At 32.7% G+C, this 20023-nt stretch carries 19 protein-coding genes; 1 reads left to right on the forward strand and 18 read right to left on the reverse strand.

The features are described from left to right. Positions 1-2: 2 nt before the first annotated feature. A complete protein-coding gene (gene cysC, locus ACXACQ_RS03010) occupies positions 3-599 on the reverse strand; it encodes an adenylyl-sulfate kinase (RefSeq protein ID WP_474974444.1) in 597 nt (198 codons plus the stop codon). Between the two features lie 79 nt (positions 600-678). On the opposite strand from cysC, the gene cysQ reads away from it, so the two are divergent. Continuing rightward, positions 679-1443 (forward strand): 3'(2'),5'-bisphosphate nucleotidase CysQ, encoded by a 765-nt coding sequence (gene cysQ / locus ACXACQ_RS03015; RefSeq protein ID WP_474974445.1) that lies wholly within the window; start codon positions 679-681, stop codon positions 1441-1443. On the opposite strand, the gene ACXACQ_RS03020 is transcribed toward cysQ, so the two are convergent. The 17 genes from ACXACQ_RS03020 to galE form a co-directional block, all read right to left on the reverse strand. Then, a complete protein-coding gene (locus ACXACQ_RS03020) occupies positions 1440-2498 on the reverse strand; it encodes an MraY family glycosyltransferase (RefSeq protein WP_474974446.1) in 1059 nt (352 codons plus the stop codon). The genes cysQ and ACXACQ_RS03020 overlap by 4 nt on opposite strands. A gap of 59 nt (positions 2499-2557) precedes the next feature. Continuing rightward, positions 2558-3520 carry an NAD-dependent epimerase/dehydratase family protein gene (locus ACXACQ_RS03025; protein ID WP_474974447.1) on the reverse strand — a complete coding sequence of 321 codons (963 nt, stop codon included), beginning with the start codon at positions 3518-3520 and terminating at the stop codon, positions 2558-2560. Then, positions 3468-4721, reverse strand: coding sequence for an O-antigen ligase family protein (locus tag ACXACQ_RS03030; protein ID WP_474974448.1), 1254 nt, complete (start codon positions 4719-4721; stop codon positions 3468-3470). The genes ACXACQ_RS03025 and ACXACQ_RS03030 overlap by 53 nt, the downstream gene beginning before the upstream one ends. Then, the gene (locus tag ACXACQ_RS03035) at positions 4693-5790 is read right to left on the reverse strand and encodes a glycosyltransferase family 4 protein (protein ID WP_474974449.1); all 1098 of its coding nucleotides are present in this window, start codon (positions 5788-5790) and stop codon (positions 4693-4695) included. The genes ACXACQ_RS03030 and ACXACQ_RS03035 overlap by 29 nt, the downstream gene beginning before the upstream one ends. Next, positions 5787-7100: an O-antigen ligase family protein gene (locus tag ACXACQ_RS03040; RefSeq protein WP_474974450.1), complete on the reverse strand. Its 1314-nt coding sequence runs from the start codon at positions 7098-7100 to the stop codon at positions 5787-5789. Before ACXACQ_RS03040 ends, ACXACQ_RS03035 begins: the two co-directional genes overlap by 4 nt. Before the next feature lies 1 nt (position 7101). After that, a complete protein-coding gene (locus tag ACXACQ_RS03045; protein ID WP_474974451.1) occupies positions 7102-8148 on the reverse strand; it encodes a glycosyltransferase family 4 protein in 1047 nt (348 codons plus the stop codon). 1 nt (position 8149) lies between these two features. Then, on the reverse strand, positions 8150-9070 hold the full coding sequence (locus ACXACQ_RS03050; protein ID WP_474974452.1) for a glycosyltransferase family 2 protein: 921 nt from the start codon (positions 9068-9070) through the stop codon (positions 8150-8152). Position 9071: 1 nt separating this feature from the next. Continuing rightward, positions 9072-10181, reverse strand: a complete 1110-nt coding sequence (locus tag ACXACQ_RS03055; protein WP_474974453.1) for a polysaccharide pyruvyl transferase family protein — start codon at positions 10179-10181, stop codon at positions 9072-9074. An 8-nt stretch (positions 10182-10189) separates the two neighbouring features. After that, a complete protein-coding gene (locus tag ACXACQ_RS03060) occupies positions 10190-11698 on the reverse strand; it encodes an oligosaccharide flippase family protein (protein WP_474974454.1) in 1509 nt (502 codons plus the stop codon). Continuing rightward, on the reverse strand, positions 11698-12465 hold the full coding sequence (locus tag ACXACQ_RS03065) for a hypothetical protein (protein WP_474974455.1): 768 nt from the start codon (positions 12463-12465) through the stop codon (positions 11698-11700). The genes ACXACQ_RS03060 and ACXACQ_RS03065 overlap by 1 nt, the downstream gene beginning before the upstream one ends. A 19-nt stretch (positions 12466-12484) precedes the next feature. Then, a complete protein-coding gene (gene wecC, locus ACXACQ_RS03070; RefSeq protein ID WP_474974456.1) occupies positions 12485-13693 on the reverse strand; it encodes a UDP-N-acetyl-D-mannosamine dehydrogenase in 1209 nt (402 codons plus the stop codon). Continuing rightward, positions 13686-14798: a non-hydrolyzing UDP-N-acetylglucosamine 2-epimerase gene (wecB, locus tag ACXACQ_RS03075; protein WP_474974457.1), complete on the reverse strand. Its 1113-nt coding sequence runs from the start codon at positions 14796-14798 to the stop codon at positions 13686-13688. The genes wecC and wecB overlap by 8 nt, the downstream gene beginning before the upstream one ends. Positions 14799-14938: 140 nt before the next feature. Beyond that, a complete protein-coding gene (locus ACXACQ_RS03080; protein ID WP_474974458.1) occupies positions 14939-15871 on the reverse strand; it encodes a GDP-L-fucose synthase family protein in 933 nt (310 codons plus the stop codon). Between the two features lie 7 nt (positions 15872-15878). Further along, positions 15879-16946, reverse strand: a complete 1068-nt coding sequence (gene gmd / locus ACXACQ_RS03085; RefSeq protein ID WP_474974459.1) for a GDP-mannose 4,6-dehydratase — start codon at positions 16944-16946, stop codon at positions 15879-15881. A 111-nt stretch (positions 16947-17057) separates the two neighbouring features. After that, entirely contained in the window at positions 17058-18086 is a 1029-nt protein-coding gene (rfbB, locus tag ACXACQ_RS03090; protein WP_474974460.1) for a dTDP-glucose 4,6-dehydratase, read from the reverse strand. Then, positions 18086-18952, reverse strand: coding sequence for a glucose-1-phosphate thymidylyltransferase RfbA (rfbA, locus tag ACXACQ_RS03095; RefSeq protein ID WP_474974461.1), 867 nt, complete (start codon positions 18950-18952; stop codon positions 18086-18088). The genes rfbB and rfbA overlap by 1 nt, the downstream gene beginning before the upstream one ends. A gap of 43 nt (positions 18953-18995) precedes the next feature. Beyond that, positions 18996-20018 carry a UDP-glucose 4-epimerase GalE gene (galE, locus tag ACXACQ_RS03100; RefSeq protein WP_474974462.1) on the reverse strand — a complete coding sequence of 341 codons (1023 nt, stop codon included), beginning with the start codon at positions 20016-20018 and terminating at the stop codon, positions 18996-18998. Between the last annotated feature and the right edge of the window lie 5 nt (positions 20019-20023).

Consider the following 20023-nt stretch of genomic DNA (forward strand, 5'->3'; position numbering starts at 1 on the left):
TCTTACTTGGTTTTTATTTTGGGCAAAATATATTCTAATAATTCATTTAAGTTATCCTCCACAGAACCTTCTGCTGTTTTTAATCTAACATTCGGGTTTTGTGGTGCTTCAAACGGAGAGTCTATTCCTGTGAAACTTTTTATCTCTCCTCTTCTGGCTTTTGCATATAGGCCTTTTACATCTCTCTTTTCACACTCTTCTATAGGGCAATCTATATAAACTTCACAGTATTTGTCTCCTATAATTCCTTTGGCCATTTCCCTAATCTCTTCAGTAGGGCTTATTAGTGAGCAAATTGTAATAACACCATTACTGGCTAAAAGTTTAGAAGCCTCTGCTGCTCGTCTAATATTCTCCTTCCTATCGTCATCACTAAAGCCCAGGTTATTATTTATACCGGTTCTTAAGTTATCGCCATCTAGCAACGCAGTCAAAAAACCTTCTTCATGCAGCTGATTTTCGAGCGCTTTTGCTATTGTGCTCTTGCCTGATCCTGACAACCCCACCATCCAAATTACTAAAGAACGTTGTTCTAGTAACTCCTCTTTTTGCTGAGTTGTTAAAATTTTATCAAATATGGGGTGTATATTCTCTGACATGTCTTCAAATTTAAAGGCCAAAAATACGATTAATTAACTTATTTTATAAACATAAACGTATTTGTGTAGTTTTGTTACCATGATTAAAGAAATAAAGACCCAAGAATTGATCGATTTGTCCCTCCAGGCAGGCCAAGCGATTTTAAATATATACAATGATCCTAATCTTTCAACTGATGTTGACTATAAAAGTGATAATTCACCGTTGACATTAGCAGACAAGGCCTCTCATAAAGTTATCATGCATGGTCTTAGCATGATGTACCCAGACATACCTGTGATCTCCGAAGAAGGTGAGCAAGTAGAGTATATGAAGAGAATAAGCTATAGTGCATTCTGGCTCGTAGATCCTTTAGATGGAACTAAAGAATTTATTAACAGGAATGGGGAGTTCACTGTAAATATTGCTTTAATCAACCATAACAAGCCCGTATTCGGTGTGGTATTCGCCCCTGTGTTAGACACAGTATATGTAGGCACAGGAGAAAAGGCTTACAAAGTAGTAGACGGAAAGGAAGTGCCTCTAAAGGTTAACAACTCTGAAGGAAATAGAATTGCAGTTAGAAGCAAATCTCACGCTTCTCCAGAAGAAGAAGTAGTATTAAGAGAGTATGATGTAAAAGATAGCATTTCGGTAGGCAGTTCTTTGAAATTCTGCATGGTAGCAGAGGGTAAAGCTGACTTGTATTATAGACATGGTCCTACCATGGAATGGGACACTGCAGCAGGCCAAGCCGTTTTAGAGAGTGCTGGAGGAAAGGTGTTAAAAGAAACAGGCCCCGAACCCTTCACGTATAACAAAGAGAGTTTACTCAATACTGGATTTTTAGGCCTTGGATTTTAAGAAGGCCTATTTAGCTTTCTAATTATTAGGAAGTCTAGTGTTAAAGATAACAATACTGAAAAAATCAATAATAGTGGCAGTAATAACGCATCAGAAAAGTGAATGCAAGCTACTGCCATTGCTATGTATATAGCATTCAATATGCCAAGTGCAATAGCTGTTTGTGAATGTTTCAACCCTAGCCTCATCAATGCATGATGCACGTGATTCTTATCTGGAGTAAATGGAGACTGCTTTTTTGAAAGTCTCAATATGAAAATTCTAAGGGTATCAAACAAAGGAATAATTACTACGCAAATTGCTGTTGTTATAGAAGCTCTGAATTTAAAAGGATTACCTACAGGCAAATTATAGTTGTAATCTATAAAACTAATAGCCAACACAGAAAACAAAAATCCAATAACCAATGCTCCTGTATCACCCATAAATATCTTTGAGGGCTCCCAGTTAAATGTCAGAAAAGCTAATACTGACCCTACCATGCTCAAAGCTAAAAGGGCTATCCATGGCTGGCCTATAAGGTAAAACCAAACACCGAAACTTGATAATGCTATCAAAGCAATAGTTCCTGCTAAGCCATCCAAGCCATCTATTAAGTTAAATGAATTGGTAATTACAATGATAGTAAATACGCTAATGAGGTAGCTAATAATCTCCGGCAATTCATAAATACCGAAGAGGCCATATAAAGATTCTAACCTGATACCTGATAGCATCACTACCAATGTAGCGGCAATCAGCTGACCGATTAGCTTATATAATGGCCTTAAAGGAACCATGTCGTCTCTAATGCCCACCAAAAATATGATAGTAACACCAGCCAGAATAAACTTAAAATCCTGAAATCCATCCATTGGCAGCCACACTACAAGAGCCACCAAAAAGCCTAAGAATATACCGACTCCACCTAAAGATGGAGTTATTTTCTTGTGAATCTTTCTTCGTCCAGGAGTATCCATCAACTTCGCTCTTCTACGAGAAAGCTTAATGATTACTGGTATTACCAAAAATGTTATTATAAAAGAAGTAGCTATCGCTAACGCTATTGCAGTCATCCAATAAAATTAATTAGCTGGGCAAAGGTATGGAAAATCATTAGTGAAATGCCAAATTGTTAATTCTTTCTCGAATTTAAATACCATTCCACCATTTTCTCTAAACCTTCCTTCGTTGAATATTTTGGTACAAAGCCTTTACTAAACAGTTTTTCACCTGAGTGATAAGTTTCAGTTGCTAATTTTTTGACTCTTGCACTTGAAATCGGCAAATTTTTTCCTGTTGCTTTAATAATTAAGTCAAAAGGTAACCCCATCATAATTCCCAAATATTTTGGAATTGTTATCCTGACCTTTTTCTTTAACTTTTTTGATATTGTGTTTGCTATCTCCCTACTGGTCAAATGAGGTTCATCAGCATAATTATAAATGGAAACACCTGTCTGTAAGTCTTTCAATAGCCAACATGTAGCAGCTACAATATTCTCCACATACCCTATTGATTTTATGTTGTTTGCTCTTCCAACATGAAAATATATTCCAAGATTTATTTGATGAATCAACTTATACATATTTGCGGTATTATTAATACCAAAAACTAAAGCAGGTCTAATTATTAAAACACGTCTAGAAGGATCCTCTTCAGCCCAAGAATATAAAACCTTTTCACCTGCCAATTTAGATGCTCCATATGGCATATTAGGATTTGGAGCCATCTCCTCCGTAGATTTACTCTCGTTGGCTCCGTAAACAGCAACTGAACTATAAAAAACAATAGTTTTTACATTGTTTTTTGATGCCGCATCACATAAAACCTTGGTGCCATATTCATTTGTTTCGAAATATTCCTCATCAGAAATACCAAAATCATGATGCATAGCTGCTAACGAAATTATCGTATCAACACCGTGTTCAAGTGCTCGATTCACATCATTCAACTTTCTTATATCACCTAAAACAAATTTAGAGCGGTAGTTAAAAGTAGGTTCTTGTAAATCTAAATTAATAAGACTTTCATTTTTTAGTTTACTATGAAAATGACTTCCTATGAAGCCAGAACCTCCTGTTATCAGAACTGCCATTATAACTTATATTATTTTTAATCATTAATGCATTGCATATAAAAAAAGGGAAAACACCCAAATATCGCTCAAATGCAGATTCAAACATACAGAACACCATAAATGATATCAAAATTAGTATATAAAAGATATCATCTTTAGCGAAGTACAATGAGCATACAAATATAGATATCAATAGAATACCACCTACCGCACCGAACTTTGCAAAAGTATGCAAATATTGATTATGAGGATTTAAGTTTTCGTCTAAACTTAATTGATAATTTAAGCGAAGATATTCATTGTTTAATTTTTCTTGAAATTCATTTTCACCCACTCCAAAAATGGGACTTTTTTCAATTAATTCTGTAGTAGCTGTCCATTGTTCTACCTTATATTTATAACTTATACTCTCTTCATTCTTGAATCGATAATTTAATTGTTTATCATTAATTCCAAGAAAGACTAATAATAAACTAGCACAAAATAAAAACAGTATATACCTTATATTAAACTTTATCAAAATTAAAAACCTAACACATTGAATGATAGAGGTTATTAATAATATTAACAAACATATTTTTGATGCTAGTATTAACAAATTGACACAAAAGAAAAGGATTACGACAACTAAAAAATATCGATTCTTACCTCTAACGTATGAGCAACACAAGTCTATTAAAAAATTAATACTTATTATCAATAATATAGACAAGTACCCGGGGTGTGGACTCCCCCATAAACTAGTATATTGGATGCGCGAAAATTCATTAGAGTAGTAAAATTCAGTTCCATCTTGAATTGGATATAAATAACCACTTTTATAAACGGCAAAAATATATGATGACATACAAACCGTAAAAAGGAAACCACTTAAAGCATAAAAAACAAACCTTAATTTATTTCTATCCAAAGAAATCCTAGAAAAGAGAAACGGTATTGAAAGTATAATAGGAAGCTTTTTTTCTATATCTTTCCATACGGCAGGTGAATAATCACAAAAATCCCTAATAACCATATATATAAAATATGTAATTATTAAACCGGAATAAACATATACCTTTTTACTTTGTTTAATCTGAAAACCAGACACAAATAAACTTATAAAAAATAATCCAAAAATAACAGATGATATTTTTTGAAAAATACACAAAGTAAATGATAATGTAAGTAAAAATAGAGTCAAACCACCCTCACAATATGTCTTTTTCATCACTAACATAACTTATTATATCTTTGGATACTCTTTTATAGTTATAGCTTTCTATTTTTTTATTAAATGCCGGAACATCAGCAATCAATGCTTCTTTTAAACTCTCGGAGATAGCCTTAACCTGATATGGATTAGTCAAATAAAAATGATTTGAAAAAAAGTGAGAAAAATCCAAATGTCCACCTGACATAGGGCAGACTATTTTACAGTTAGTATATAACGCCTCTAAATAAGTTATACCAAATGGCTCATGAGGATTCATAGAAATAAAGATTTCAGACTCTATATAATACTTAACAATTTCTTCCTGACTTTTGGCTCCAAGAAAGTTTATTCTTGAACCATTATAATTGTACTTTTCTATTAATTCGTCTAAATCATTTCCCCCACCTATAACAATAAAATTAAAGCTAATATCAGTCAAAGATCTTAAGCCTTCAATCGCCTTTAATATACTATATATATTTTTTTCAGAAGCTATTCGACCTGCATATAAAATTTGTCCTCTTTTCTTTAAGTCTAAAAAATTAGTTGCCCCCTTTTGCATCATTTTTTCAACTCTCCCCATAAATTCATAACCAAGCCCTATTGGTATAACGTTATCAGATTTGATGCCAAAAATCTCTTTATTAACAACGCTAGTTAAAGAACTGTTAGAAATCATAAAATCGACCTTATGTGATATCAATTTCATTGCTCTATTTAGCCCTTTAGTTTTAAAATAACCTGCCATAGTTTTGGCAGGAAAAGCATGCAAATAATGTATTTTAACAGCCAAATTTGGCTTAATAAAAATTAATGATAATCCATATTCCAATGAAGATATTATTAAGTCACTTTTTCTTTTATCTATCTCCCTTGCTAACCTCTTGAAGATCAATGGATTTCTCCTTTTTGGAGCTTTATAAATTGAGGAAATCCTGCAACCTAAGTAAGTAAAGTTTTTAATAGAATAATCAGTTATAATTTCAACCTGATGATCCAACTGAATAAATCCATCTGCTAATGACTCCGTAAATGTCGCTACACCTCCAAAATATTTATCCGATTGAACCGGACCTATTATCAATACATTCATTTTTTTCCATTTTTTAATTCATTCAAACAGAATGCTAATATTAAAAAAGACAATCTAAAAGTTTGTAAATCTAAAATTGCATATGGTATTATAAAAAAAATTAAAATATAATATTTATACCAAAACTTTAAAATTGAATAAAATATGGCGATATAAATACCTAATCCAATCAACCCTAAATCTAATAATAACGACAGGAAAGTATTATGAGGAGGCATATAGTAAAATGATCTCCAGAAATATATTCCATTACCAAATAACCATGCTTCTTTAATATGTAAAAGCGCTAATAACCATGCATGAACTCTACTATCATCCGACAAAGAAGCTGAATACCTCAAACTATCTTCTCTTCCAACTAAAACGGTAATTTGATGTACAAAAACATCATAATAATCAATTAATAAAGGCAGCGTTGTTATAGCTAATACAACTAAGACAATGGTAGACAAATTAATTATAGGCTTCCACCTATTAATAATAATAGCTTCAACAAACTTATAGCCCAGATACAAAAATACTGATATTAGTGCAATCCTAGACAAAGATGAAATTAAACCAACCAAACAAATGATAGGCAAAAAATAATTGGACTTAACATGAGCTTTGCACATTTCATAAATAAGTAGAATAAATGCAAAAAACAGATAGTACTTATTAGGATCAGAGAAAAATCCAGCTAAACGTGCCTCTTCTAAAGGGGAGTATAAATCAATACTATATATTGTTTGTTTGTAATTGCATTGAATTAAACCCTCTTTAATGAAAAAAAATATTAAAATCCCATTAATAAAGTTCGATACACATATCCAGCCTAAAGTTTTTATAAAACGGTTATAGTTAATAAGCTTAATATGCTTAAAAAAATATAAGACCCACAAACAAAATATATATCTTATAGATTCTAAGAGAGACTCGCTAAACTCAATTAATATATTGAATTTACTAAATAAAATAATTGCTAGATATATAATTAATATTATTGAATATATAATCGAAGCAGGGAAAGACTTTATGTTCAATTTTTTTATTTTTTTCTCCCTTAAGAGAAAAAAAAACACAATCAATAAAAATGATAAATCATAGAGCTTAATACCAAATAAATTTACCCCATAAAATTGAAAAGAAAAAAAATAAACTATAAAAGGCATTTCTTCTTCACTCCTAGTGAGAGTAATGTAAATTAAAACCTCTGCCAAAATAATCCAAACCAAAAAATCTGGAATATAAATAAGTACAGCGGGATTTATTATAGATGATACAACTAGAAATAATCGACAAAAATGATTGCCCTCCTTTATATTTTGCAAATTAGTACAGTTCAGATCGCCTAAAATATGTCAAATAACGAGAAGAAGATATTTCCCAAGAAAACTCTCTTAAAGGGGCTAATGTAGGCTTTAAGTTTAATTCTCCTTTTCTAAATAGCTCAAGATTCTTTAGAATAGCTTCTATATCCTTTACAGGAGCTAAATACCCATTATCATACTGCTTAACAACTTCATTAAGACCACCAACATTAAACGCAAAAACCGGCCTTCCTGAAAGTAGAGCCTCACAAACAGCTATTGATAAATTTTCGAAATATGAAGTGGACAAATACAAATCATATTTATGATATTCTATTATTGACTGAAAACCTACAATTTTAACAAAATCAAAAATTTCTAGTTTTTTTGCCAATTTTTGATCCTTGATATTGCCATATATAGTAATATCATAAAAATCAGACAATCTTTTGTGGTTTATTTGTTCAAAAATTCTAACCGCACTTTTATACTTCCTTACATCCACATTCCCAACCATTAATATCTTGACTTTTTTACTTAAAATAAATTGTGAAGAATTAAATTCAATATTCTGTCCAACTCCATTTCTTATTAAGGCTGTATTTTTATTAAATATGCGACAAAATTTTTCCATAAAAAAAGACACATTAAACACTAAAAACGCTTTTCTTATAGTAAATATATAAATAGGTAAAAAAAACAAGCCTTTAATGAAGAAGGATAAATCAAGGAACATTGCATTTGGCCAATTACCATGATATATATGATAATATTTTTTTCGAGCCAAGCTTAAAATAAAACCATAGTGATCATCAGACAAGAATACAGCATCATTTGGCATATCCCTTAATAGACTCACCCCATTAAACAAGTTAGAGTATTGTTGAATTATCAGATTTGGTTGTTCAGTAAAGCAACCAACATTTTGACATAGAACTATGACCTCTTTAAAATCTTTAACAAAATAATTTAAAAGATTGCATGTTGCTATAGTCGCTCCTGAAAAATCTACACCAAAATTCTTAGTAAAAACAACCAATGTCCTATTTATATTTTCCTTTTGCTCCAATTCAAAAATTATGTTTAAAATAAAAAAAACATTTGTAAAGAGGTTTTATAATTACTCTAGGTGAGTAATAAAACACCTTCCAAATTATACCGAAATCATTCTCATCAATTTCAGAAAGACATTTTTTGACATATTGTATATATTGACCATTTAAATGATATGTCTTCAGTTTTTGTAATCTAAATAAGTTAAAATACCTTTTAGCTGATTGACTTTTAAGCTCTAGATTTTTGAATGCATCTAAATGAAATATGATATCAGTTTCAAAATCAAAAACCTTATCACAAGCCCTCTCTTGCCCATCAAAGTTATAATATACCATTACTTCATTTATAAAAATATAATTTGTTCGCATTAACAAACGAAACCATAAATCTAAATCTTCTCCATATTTCAATTTTTCATTAAACCCCTTAACCTCATCAAGCAAGTACTTTGATATAATAACACTTGAAGCCGTGATTGTTGAAAAAGAACTTCTCAGCATTAGTTCAAAATAATCTTCAATCAAATTAAATCGACTCGCATTATTTAATCCAAAATCCAATTTTTCTATTCTCCCATTTTTAACTATGCTATAGGCAGACGAAAATAATTGAACATTTGAATTTTCATAAATGGCTTGCTTGGCTACTTCCAAATAATTTATATCCCAATAATCATCCCCATCTAACAAAGCTATATATGGAAATTTTGCTTTACTTATTCCATAATTCCTAGCAGCTGAGACACCTGAATTCTTTATTGTATAAACATCCAACCGTGGGTCCTCATACTGAGATACTATTTTCAAACTATTATCTGTTGACCCATCATTAATAACTACTAACTGAAAATTGGTATAAGATTGACATAACACTGAATCAATAGTCTTTCGAATATTTGATTCTTTATTATAAAGAGGAATGACAACAGTAAACATATTATAAATATTCAGTAAACTCCGTGAAATTTAGTAAAGCTCTATTCTTGCAGTCATTGATTTTTGTGACAGATGGAATACGATCTCCTAGAAGCAACCCTTCAAGCAAAGACGCAACATGATTCACTCCACTTTCAAAATCTCCAATTAAATAATCAGATTCATAACCGACTTCATTGAGGAAATCAGTACATTTTTTATGATATTCAATTTGTATAAAAGGAACCCCCGCAAAACATGCAAAAATCCCTGCATGTAAACGAGTAGAGATCATAGCATTGCACTGAGATACATGTCTCCACATTTTCTCAGTATTCCTTTCATATCCTACTTTCTCGACTTCAACTTTATTATCAAAATGATCAGCTATAACATCAGCTATTTCATTATCACCATAGGTTTCATGCGCATTAAAAACAAAAATTTTCAATTTTAAGTTAGGAATACGCTTAATTAAAAGTTCAAGTGTGTTTATCATTTTATGCAATCTAACATAATCTTTATTTTCATCTCCACCTATATACCGTTCGTAATAACAAGGACTTATGCCTAACACTAAATCCCTTTTAGTTCCAATTTCAGCATTGTATATCATAGGTAAAAGAGCTGCCAAGTCAAAAGCATGAGCAACCGGTATATCTAAATCCATATCAATTACTTCATTATAAGATCTCTCATCTCTAAGTGATATAAACGAAAATTTAGACAAGTAATTTTTCAAACTTTCTTTAGCCTTTTTACTATTAAAAGGGCCTACAGAAACCCCTATAGCAGCCAAGCTTAAGAAACCTAAATCATTATAATTCTGAAAAATTGATTCACGGGAAAACACTTTTATTTCTTTGTGAAATATAGATCCTCCAGCATAAATTAAATTTCGTGAAAATACTGGTTGAACTAAACTCTCAATATAATGTTGCCCTCTAAAATATTTTTTATTAAAAACAGTATTACTTAAGACCTCTCCATTTATACTATAAGGCAACTTTCCTCCAATAAATTTAACATCTTTCGCATGCCAGAATTTTTTTGCTCCCCAATCTGATACCACACAAAAAGAATCATCTCCAGTATTTAATTGTCCGTAATATCCAGAAAATGTAACATTCATATATAAAGCTATTTATTTAAAAAAGAAGTGGCTATTGTCAAAAAATACTTCTTATCCTTTTTACTGACAAAAAGAATGCAAGCCATTCCCACACTAACAATACCAACTAAAAGCATAGATGCAATTAACCCCTCCCAATCTGTTGGCACAATAATACACTTCATTAAATAGGCCAATAAGCCAGAAATAATCAATGAAAAAATACCATAGAGCATATATTTCAAAAAATACAACTTACTTAGACCTAAAAAAGATGCTGTATATGGTGCTGCAAATACTATATTTTTAATAGAAAGTACTATCATACCTGCTAATGCAACCCCATATAAGCCTAAATTAGTTTCTTTTAAGAAATAATATCCTAATAACACATTAGCACCTCCTAACAGAAGAGTAATAATACCTGGAAGTTTCACTTTTTTATATGCATTTGAAATGGCAAAAAGGGGAATTACTGAAAGGTTAATTCCTAAGTGAATTATTAACAAAACAAACAATATATTATATTTTGTATAATCATCACCAACCCATAATTTTATTAGCACCTCACCATATACGGAAAGAATTGCAACAATAGTAGATATTAATATACCTAGATATTTTATTGAAGACGTAGCAGCATTCAATATCCCCTCTAAATTATTATCTGTATAATATTTTAATATTATCGGGGCGACAACACCTGCAATCACTGCTGTAAAAGTTCGTATCAACATATTCCATGGCAATAATAGGCCATAAGTACCTGATGCATCAGGCCCTTTCAATAAATTGATCAAGAAAAGATCTACTTGGAGAAACAATAATGCTCCGATTTGACTAACTAACAGCCATCCCCCCATTGATAAAACTTCCTTTAAAACCTCAAAATCAATTTTAAAAAAATTAACCTTTAAGTAGGGCGTTTGCCTTTTAAAAATCAAAACGCTTACGACTAGAGTAATTATTCCCGCAACAATATAAGAAAAGCCAAAATTTTTAAGAGATACATCGAATATGTAAAAGAGAATAAGAATAACGATCAACCTTACTATTACATTTACAAGATTAGTTAAATTTATTAAATCCAACCTATTATTTACATATGTAGAAGTATTAAATAGGGATGTATAAGTTCCTAAAACGAAATACATGAGTACACTGCCAAATAAGAATTTAGAGTCGTCTAAAAATGCTAAAGGTATATTAAGCAGGTATCCTATGTTATAAACAAATAGAAATAAAAAAGGAATAATAAATAGTATTAATAAATTTAGTCCTCCTAAACAGGTATTAAAAGTCCTGTTTGCGGAAGTATAATTCTTAGATGACAAATCTAACATTAAGTATCTGGCAATAGAACCATTTATTACAATTGCAACTATAAGTGCATAGTTACTAACCGAATTTGCTAATGGGATTAAACCATATGCACCTACCCCCAATTTTTGAGTAATAAAGGGAGGAAGCCAAAGCCCAATAAAAATATTAACTAAAAACAATAATAGGTTGCTCGTTAGGTTTCTTAAAAATGACATTAATTGATATAAAACCTCCTTTTAAATAATTCCTTATTAAATTCCACAAATTCACTTAACTTAGGGTTTGTTAATTCCTTAAACTTATTTAAGTATTTAAAATCAGAATAAATAAGAATATTGTAATTACAAACGGGTATCGCCCCCAACTGAATAGCTTCAAAAAAGCGATATGTCCATATAAAATCTCCTTTAGGACAAAAAACATACTTATATTTGCTCATTTCCTCATAATACTCGTGATCCAAATATTTAGATCCTGCCTTTCTACCCCTGTCAGTATACACAAAACAAATATGTTTAGTATTTATTTTATAAGATTTACCCTTAAAAATTAAACTGAAAATTGCTACCATCAATGCCCTAATATCTCCTATTTTAATAAAAAATGTCAATGACTCCACAAGCCTGCTTTTGGTCAACAAACCTCTGAAGTAAATTTGATTATGTTTCTTATTTAAATCACTACAATATTTCTTGGCTATCATCCTAGGGAATATTAAATCATAATTTCCTACCCCATCAATTTCCGTTTTAGGTAGTTTATGATTAATCGTAATTATATTCTCTTCATATTCCCCTTTATAATTAACCTTATAGGAAGTCTTAAACTTAAAAAAACGTTGACATTCTTTTATTAATGACTCATTTTTATCATCAATAAGAAAAACGTTTGACAAATGTTTTTCAACATATGAAAGCAAGGCAAAAAAAACCTGAAGGTTTTTAACTTGAAATATCATATATACCACTTTTCCTCTCTGCATATTAAAATTTATTGCTGTACTAACCACAAAAATTATAGACACCTTCTCGGTCAGATGTATCTAGTAACTGAAACTGTCTGTGTCCAACTAAAAACATCAACAAATCAGCTTTACTTAATGCCTCTTCTATCGAAAAGATCTTAAAATACTCAGAAGAGTCAACATGAGGTTCAACTGGCATAATATCTAAACCGTCATTTATCAGGGTTTGAGTAATCTTTAAAGCAGGGCTTTCTCTCAAATCATCAATATTCGGCTTAAAAGCCAACCCCATACATGCAATTTTCGGTTTTCTCTTATTGGTCAATTCAAACTTGAGTGCTGCATTTTTTATTTTCTCCATCACCCAATCGGTTTTATAGTTATTTACCTCTCGAGCCGTTCTTATTATTTTCGCCAGCTTAGGAAAATTAGAAACAATAAACCAAGGATCCACAGCTATACAATGTCCGCCTACGCCTGTCCCTGGCTGTAAGATGTTCACCCTTGGATGCTTATTCGCCAACTCTATCAATTCCCAAACGTCTATTTCAGCTTCATCACATATCATGGATAATTCATTCGCAAATGCAATATTCACATCCCTGTATGAATTTTCAACCAGTTTACACATTTCGGCCGTTCTACAATTCGTTGCAATTAGCTCTCCTTTAACAAAATACCTGTAAAACTCTATCGCCCTCTTGGTAGACTCTGCATTCACGCCACCGATTGACCGGTCATTATGCTCTAATTCATAAATAATATTTCCTGGCAATACCCTTTCTGGGCAGTAAGCCAAAAAATAATCGCCCGCTAAATCAGTACGATTTTCATCTATTATTTCTTTTATTCTTTCTGTGGTTCCAACAGGTGAAGTAGATTCTAAAATGATTAAGTCACCAGTTTTTAAATATGGAGCTATACTTTTTGCAGCATCTTCCACATAAGATATATCTGGAAGGTGTCCTTCTTTAAATGGGGTAGGGACCGCAATTAAAAACACATCTGCTTGAACCGGCTTCAGATCCGCCTTAAGATAACCTTCTTTCACTACATGATGTACTAAGCCTTCTAAGTCTGGCTCCACTATATGTATATGACCATCATTTATAGTATTTATGGTTTTTTGGTTAATATCAACCCCATGAACATGTATACCTTTACTTGCCATCAAAGCAGCTGTGGGTAAACCAATGTATCCCATACCTACCATAACTGCATTCACTCCTAAAGCTCTTTTAACCATGATTATTCAATAAAACATCTAGAATTTTTTCACTTGTAGTACCATCTCCGTAAGGGTTGATAGCATTAGCTACATTTTTATAATGCGCTTCATCAATAATAAGCTTTGTTGACTCCTCAATGATCTTCGCCTTATCTGTACCAACTAAAATCGCTGTACCTGCCTCAACCCCTTCTTGCCTTTCTGTAACCTCCCTCATCACCAATACTGGCTTACCTAAACTTGGCGCTTCCTCCTGTATACCTCCAGAGTCCGTAAGCACAAAATAGCTCATATTCATTAACCATATCAAATAGGGATAAGATAGAGGCTCTATTAGTTTCACATTCGGTATATCTGATAATATATCCTTTACCACTTGCCTTACATTTGGATTTAAGTGCACTGGGTAAACCACCTCTACATCATTATTTTGGGCTATGTTTTTTATTGCTTCACACATTTGGATGAATGGCTCCCCAAAACTTTCCCTTCTGTGCCCCGTCACCAAAATCACCTTTTTACTAAAGTCAATGAATTTAAAATACTCTTGATATGCAGATTCACCTGCAGTCTTTATGATATTTAAACCTAGAAGAAGAGCATCAATTACAGTATTTCCAACAACATGTATATTAGATTTTACACCTTCACCTACCAAATTTTCTTTGGCTCTCTTTGTAGGAGCAAAATGAAAATCAGTGATAGTACTCACCAGCTTCCTATTCCCCTCTTCAGGAAAAGGAGAATATAAATTATTACTTCTTAAGCCAGCTTCAATATGCGAAACTTTTACTTTGTGATAGTAACCTGCCAAAGCTCCGACAAAAGCTGTAGTAGTGTCTCCCTGAACAATTATATTATCTGGCTTACAATCGGCAATTACTTCATTGATACCAGTTAATGATTTTGACGTAATATCAAATAATGTCTGATCCTTAGACATTAGATTCAGGTCGTAATCTGGTTCTATTTCAAAAAAGTTTAAAACCTGATCAAGCATTTCACGATGCTGACCAGTAACACAAACCTTTACGTCAAAGCTTTCTTCCTTTTTGAATAGTTTGATAAGAGGAGCCATTTTAATAGCCTCTGGTCGGGTGCCAAAAACAAATAGGTGTTTCAAAAGCAAATTGTTTAAAATACTCGTTTAACGAATATAACGTCAACCATACTAGATGAAATATAGCAGAGTTGATTTATAATTTTTCTCAAAGATAGACAATACTATAGACTCTAACCCCTATTCATCGTTAGAGAAAAAAGTCAAATCTCATCCTCGAGACTCAAAGCCTTTATTACTTTGATGATTCCTCTTTTCAAATCAACCTCTGGCTTCCAGCCATATTCTGTTATAAGTGTATGATCCATTAATTTTCTAGGTGTGCCATTGGGCATATCTTCATCCCATAATATCTTACAGTCCATATTCATTAACTCCCTGATCAATAATGCTAACTCTTTAATACTTATTTCTTTTCCACTACCTACATTAACCAAAGTATGCTTAAAGTCTGAATTCATTAAAAGCAAACAAGCTTCCGTTAAATCATCTACATGCAAGAAGTCGCGTAATGCTTGCCCATTGCCCCATAGTTTCACCTCCCTTTCCCCTGTCCTTTTTGCCTCAAGAAATTTGGAAATAATACCTGGAATAACATGTGAAGTTTCTTTATCAAAATTATCGTTAACACCATACAAATTAGTAGGCATCACTGATATAAAATTACAACCATATTGGTTTCTGTAAGCTTCACACATCTTCACTCCTGCTATTTTGGCAATAGCATAACTTTCATTGGTAGGTTCAAGTAAACCTGTTAACAAATCAGATTCTTTAATTGGCTGAGGTGCATATTTTGGGTAGATACAAGAGGACCCTAGGAATAACAGTTTGTGAGCTTTATGAATGTAACTACTATGAATAATATTAGATTGAATCATTATATTATCATAAATAAACTCAGCAGGGTAAGTTGAGTTAGCCTTTATCCCTCCTACTTTTGCCGCAGCAACAAAAACATATTTGGGCTTATATCTAGAAAAAAAAGCATCTACACTTAACTGACTACGCAAATCTAATTCACTTGATGATTTAAGTATTAAGTTACTATATCCATCCGCCTTTAACTTATTCAAAATAGAACTGCCAACCAACCCAGTATGTCCCGCTATATATATCGAATCGCTCTTTTTCATTCAAAGTTTAGTGTTGTTGATGAAACTTCAAATCAGCTTCTACCATCTCTGCTATTAGCTTATCTATATTATATTCAGGCTCCCAACCCAACTCTATTCGAGCTTTAGAAGAATCACCCTTCAAAGAATTAACTTCAGTTGGTCTTTCATATTTAGGGTTCACCTCTAAGATTATATCACCCTCTGAAAGGTGAGTATTATCAACGTTCAACTTTTTCACTACCCCTTTTTCCTTCAATTGGGTGCCAACAAATTCAATTTCTACACCTAGATATAAAAAAACCTTATATAGGAAATCTCTAATAGAGAAGGCTTGACCAGTAGCAATCACATAATCCTGAGGCGATTTTTGCTGAAGCATTAACCACATCGCCCTAACATAATCTTTTGCATGCCCCCAATCCCTTACAGAATCCAGATTACCTAAGTAGACCTTATCTTGCAAACCTAAAAAGATAGCTGTTGCAGCCCTAGTTATTTTCCTAGTTAAAAACGTCTCGCCTCTTTTGGGAGATTCATGATTAAATAAAATTCCATTTACCGCATACATTTGATACGCCTCTCTATAATTAATCACACTCCAATGAGCAAATAATTTTGAAACTCCATAAGGAGACCTTGGGTAGAATCTAGTTGCTTCATTTTGCGGTGAAACGTTGCAATTACCAAACAATTCCGAAGTAGATGCCTGATATATTTTTACTTCTTTACTGAGATTTAAAATACGCACAGACTCCAATATATTTAATACGCCTAAACCATTCACTTCTGCAGTATGATAAGGCATTTCGAAACTTACCTTCACGTGCGACATCGCAGCCAAATTGTAAATTTCATCGGGCTCAATCTCTTTGATAAGTCGCATTATGGATGAGAAATCAGTTACATCTCCAAAATGCAATTTAAATTTAACATTTACGTCCCAAGGATTCTGATATAAATGATCAATCCTTTCGGTATTAAATAAGGAAGTTCTTCGCTTAATCCCGTGAACAGTATAACCTCTATTTAATAAAAATTCAGCCAAATATGCTCCGTCTTGGCCTGTAACACCTGTAATTAATGCAGTTTTCATAACATTATTTATGTAGCCCAAAGCTAATAAACTAGTGCTTTTAATCTCAGAGTAAAACAAAAAGCCCCGAGATAAATAATACCTCAGGGCTTTTTGTAACTTATTAATTTATTATGCAGTAGCCTCTGCGTATTTTTTCAAATACCAATCTACTGTTCTTTTAATTCCAGTTTCGAAATTTTCATCAGCCTTCCAACCTAATTTATCTTCTAGCTTGGTGGCATCAATAGCATACCGTCTATCATGCCCTGCCCTATCTTTTACAAATGTAATTTGATCTTTATAAGAAGCTCCACCTGACTTTGGTTTAACTTCATCTAAAATCTCACAAATGGTAGATACTACTTCATTGTTGTTTCTTTCGTTTCTACCTCCAATATTATAGGTTTCACCTACATTACCAGTATGGTAAACAATATCAATCCCTTTACAATGGTCTAATACATATAACCAATCCCTTATATTTTTACCATCTCCATAAATAGGGATGTTCTCTCCTCCTAATGCCTTCCTGATAATTACAGGAATCAACTTCTCATCGTGCTGCTTAGGGCCATAGTTATTAGAGCAGTTGGTAGTAACTACATTCATTCCATAAGTATGAAAATAACTTCTCACCAACATATCGCTAGAAGCCTTTGAAGCTGAATAAGGACTATTAGGCGCATAAGGAGTCTCTTCTGTAAAAAGACCTGTTTCACCTAAAGTTCCATAAACTTCATCTGTAGAGATATGGTGGAATCTTGCATCTTCAAACCCAGCCTTTTTCTCAAAGGGGGATGACATCCAAGTATTTCTGGCTACATCGATTAATGTGAATGTTCCATTAATATTGGTGTTAATAAATGCTTCTGGCCCTGAAATGGAATTATCAACATGTGATTCTGCTGCAAAGTGTATTACACCTTGAAATTGATATTTATCAAACAATTCTTCTATTAGAACTCTATCGCAAATATCACCTTGTACAAAGGTATATCTATCAGCTCCTTCTACTTCACTTAAATTTGAAAGATCTCCGGCATAGGTCAACTTATCTAAATTCACCAAATGGTAATCAGAGTACTTCTCAAGAAAGTAAGGGACAAAATTAGAGCCTATAAAACCAGCTCCTCCAGTTATTAATATATTTTTAGACATTATTCTCCTGCTATTTTCATTAAATATTGACCATACTGATTTTTAAGTAGCGGCTTGGCTGCTTCTATCAATTGCTCCTTACCTATATATCCTTTTCTATAAGCTATCTCTTCAAGACAAGCAATTTTTAATCCCTGCCTTTCTTCTATTGATTCCACAAAGTTGCCTGCTTGAATTAAACTCTGGTGTGTACCAGTATCAAGCCATGCCATGCCTCTACCTAAAAGCTCTACCCTTAAACTTCCCTCTTCCAAATACATGTTATTGAGGTCAGTAATTTCAAGCTCCCCTCGAGGTGAAGGCTTTATTTGTTTTGCTTTTTCACTTACAGTATTGTCATAAAAATAAAGCCCCGTTACCGCATAGTTGGATTTTGGATCTTTCGGCTTCTCTACCAAAGACACTACTTTATTATCATCAGTAAATTCAACCACACCATATCTTTCTGGGTCTTTTACATAATAACCAAAAACTGTAGCCCCTGAATCCATGCTAGATGCCTGAACCAAAGTCTTTGAAAAATTATACCCGTAAAAAATATTGTCTCCAAGAATTAAACAGCACGAATCCCCACCAATAAATTCTTCTCCAATAATAAAAGCTTGAGCCAAACCATCAGGTGATGGTTGTATGGCGTATTCTATTTTAATACCAAACTGACTACCATCTGATAGTAAGTTTTTAAATGCAGCCGAATCTTCAGGAGTAGTTATAATTAAAACTTCCTTGATATTAGCCAACATTAAAACCGATAGAGGGTAATAAATCATCGGTTTATCATAAATGGGCATTAATTGTTTAGATACGCTCTTCGTTAATGGATAGAGTCTAGTGCCAGAACCTCCGGCCAGAATAATTCCTTTCATAGTGTTTCTCGGTTTGTTGGTCTTATTATAATTGGTCTATGGTTTATTTTACTTCCAAAGATTTTTGCCAATTCCATGAATCCTTCAAAGATTCAGCTAAAGACAACTCCGCTTTCCAGTTTAGTCCTTTATTAACTTTACTGGCATCAGCATATACTTTTTCAACGTCTCCACTTCTCCTCGGTCCTACTTCATAGTTTAACGCTACGCCTGTCACTTCCATAAAAGTATCTACCACCTCTTGCACCGAGTTGCCATTACCTGTGCCTACGTTGAAGGTTTCTAGTATGGCTCCATCTTGTAACAAGAGCATTTCTAACGCTGCAATATGAGCCTTAGCTAAATCCACTACATGTATATAATCTCTGATACAAGTGCCATCCACTGTGTCATAATCATTACCAAAAATGGTGAGTTTTTCTCTTATACCCGCTGCTGTTTGTGTTATGAATGGCACCAAGTTATTTGGAGTACCTAATGGTAATTCACCAATTAATGACGTAGGATGTGCCCCAATAGGGTTAAAATATCTTAAGAAAACACCCTTAAATCCATCCGAAACCTTAGAAAAATCTCTAATGATATCTTCACACATCTGCTTAGTTCTTCCATAAGGAGACTCAGCAGGTTTGGTAGGAGTATCTTCAGTCACGGGCAATTGATCTGGTTGACCATAGACAGTACATGAAGATGAAAATACAAAATTGGTAACCTTTTGCTCTTCCATTACTTTTAGCATGTTAATGGTAGACATCAAATTGTTAGAGTAATATTTCAATGGAAATGCAGATGATTCACCTACAGCCTTAAAAGCAGCAAAATGAATCACCCCTGAAATATCAGAGTATTTTTTAAATACATTAGTAACAAAATCATAGTCTCCACAATCGCCCTCTTCAACCGTAATTTTTGTTTTCGTGAGTTCTTCCAGTCTATCAATTATAAATTTTTCTGAATTAGAAAAATCATCTATAATAATAGGTTCAAAACCGGAGTTGATTAATTCCACACAAGTGTGAGAGCCGATATATCCGGCCCCACCAGTTACTAATATTTTACCTTTCACTTTAT

The sequence above is a fragment of the Fulvivirga sp. AWR4_260 genome, assembly GCF_056158185.1.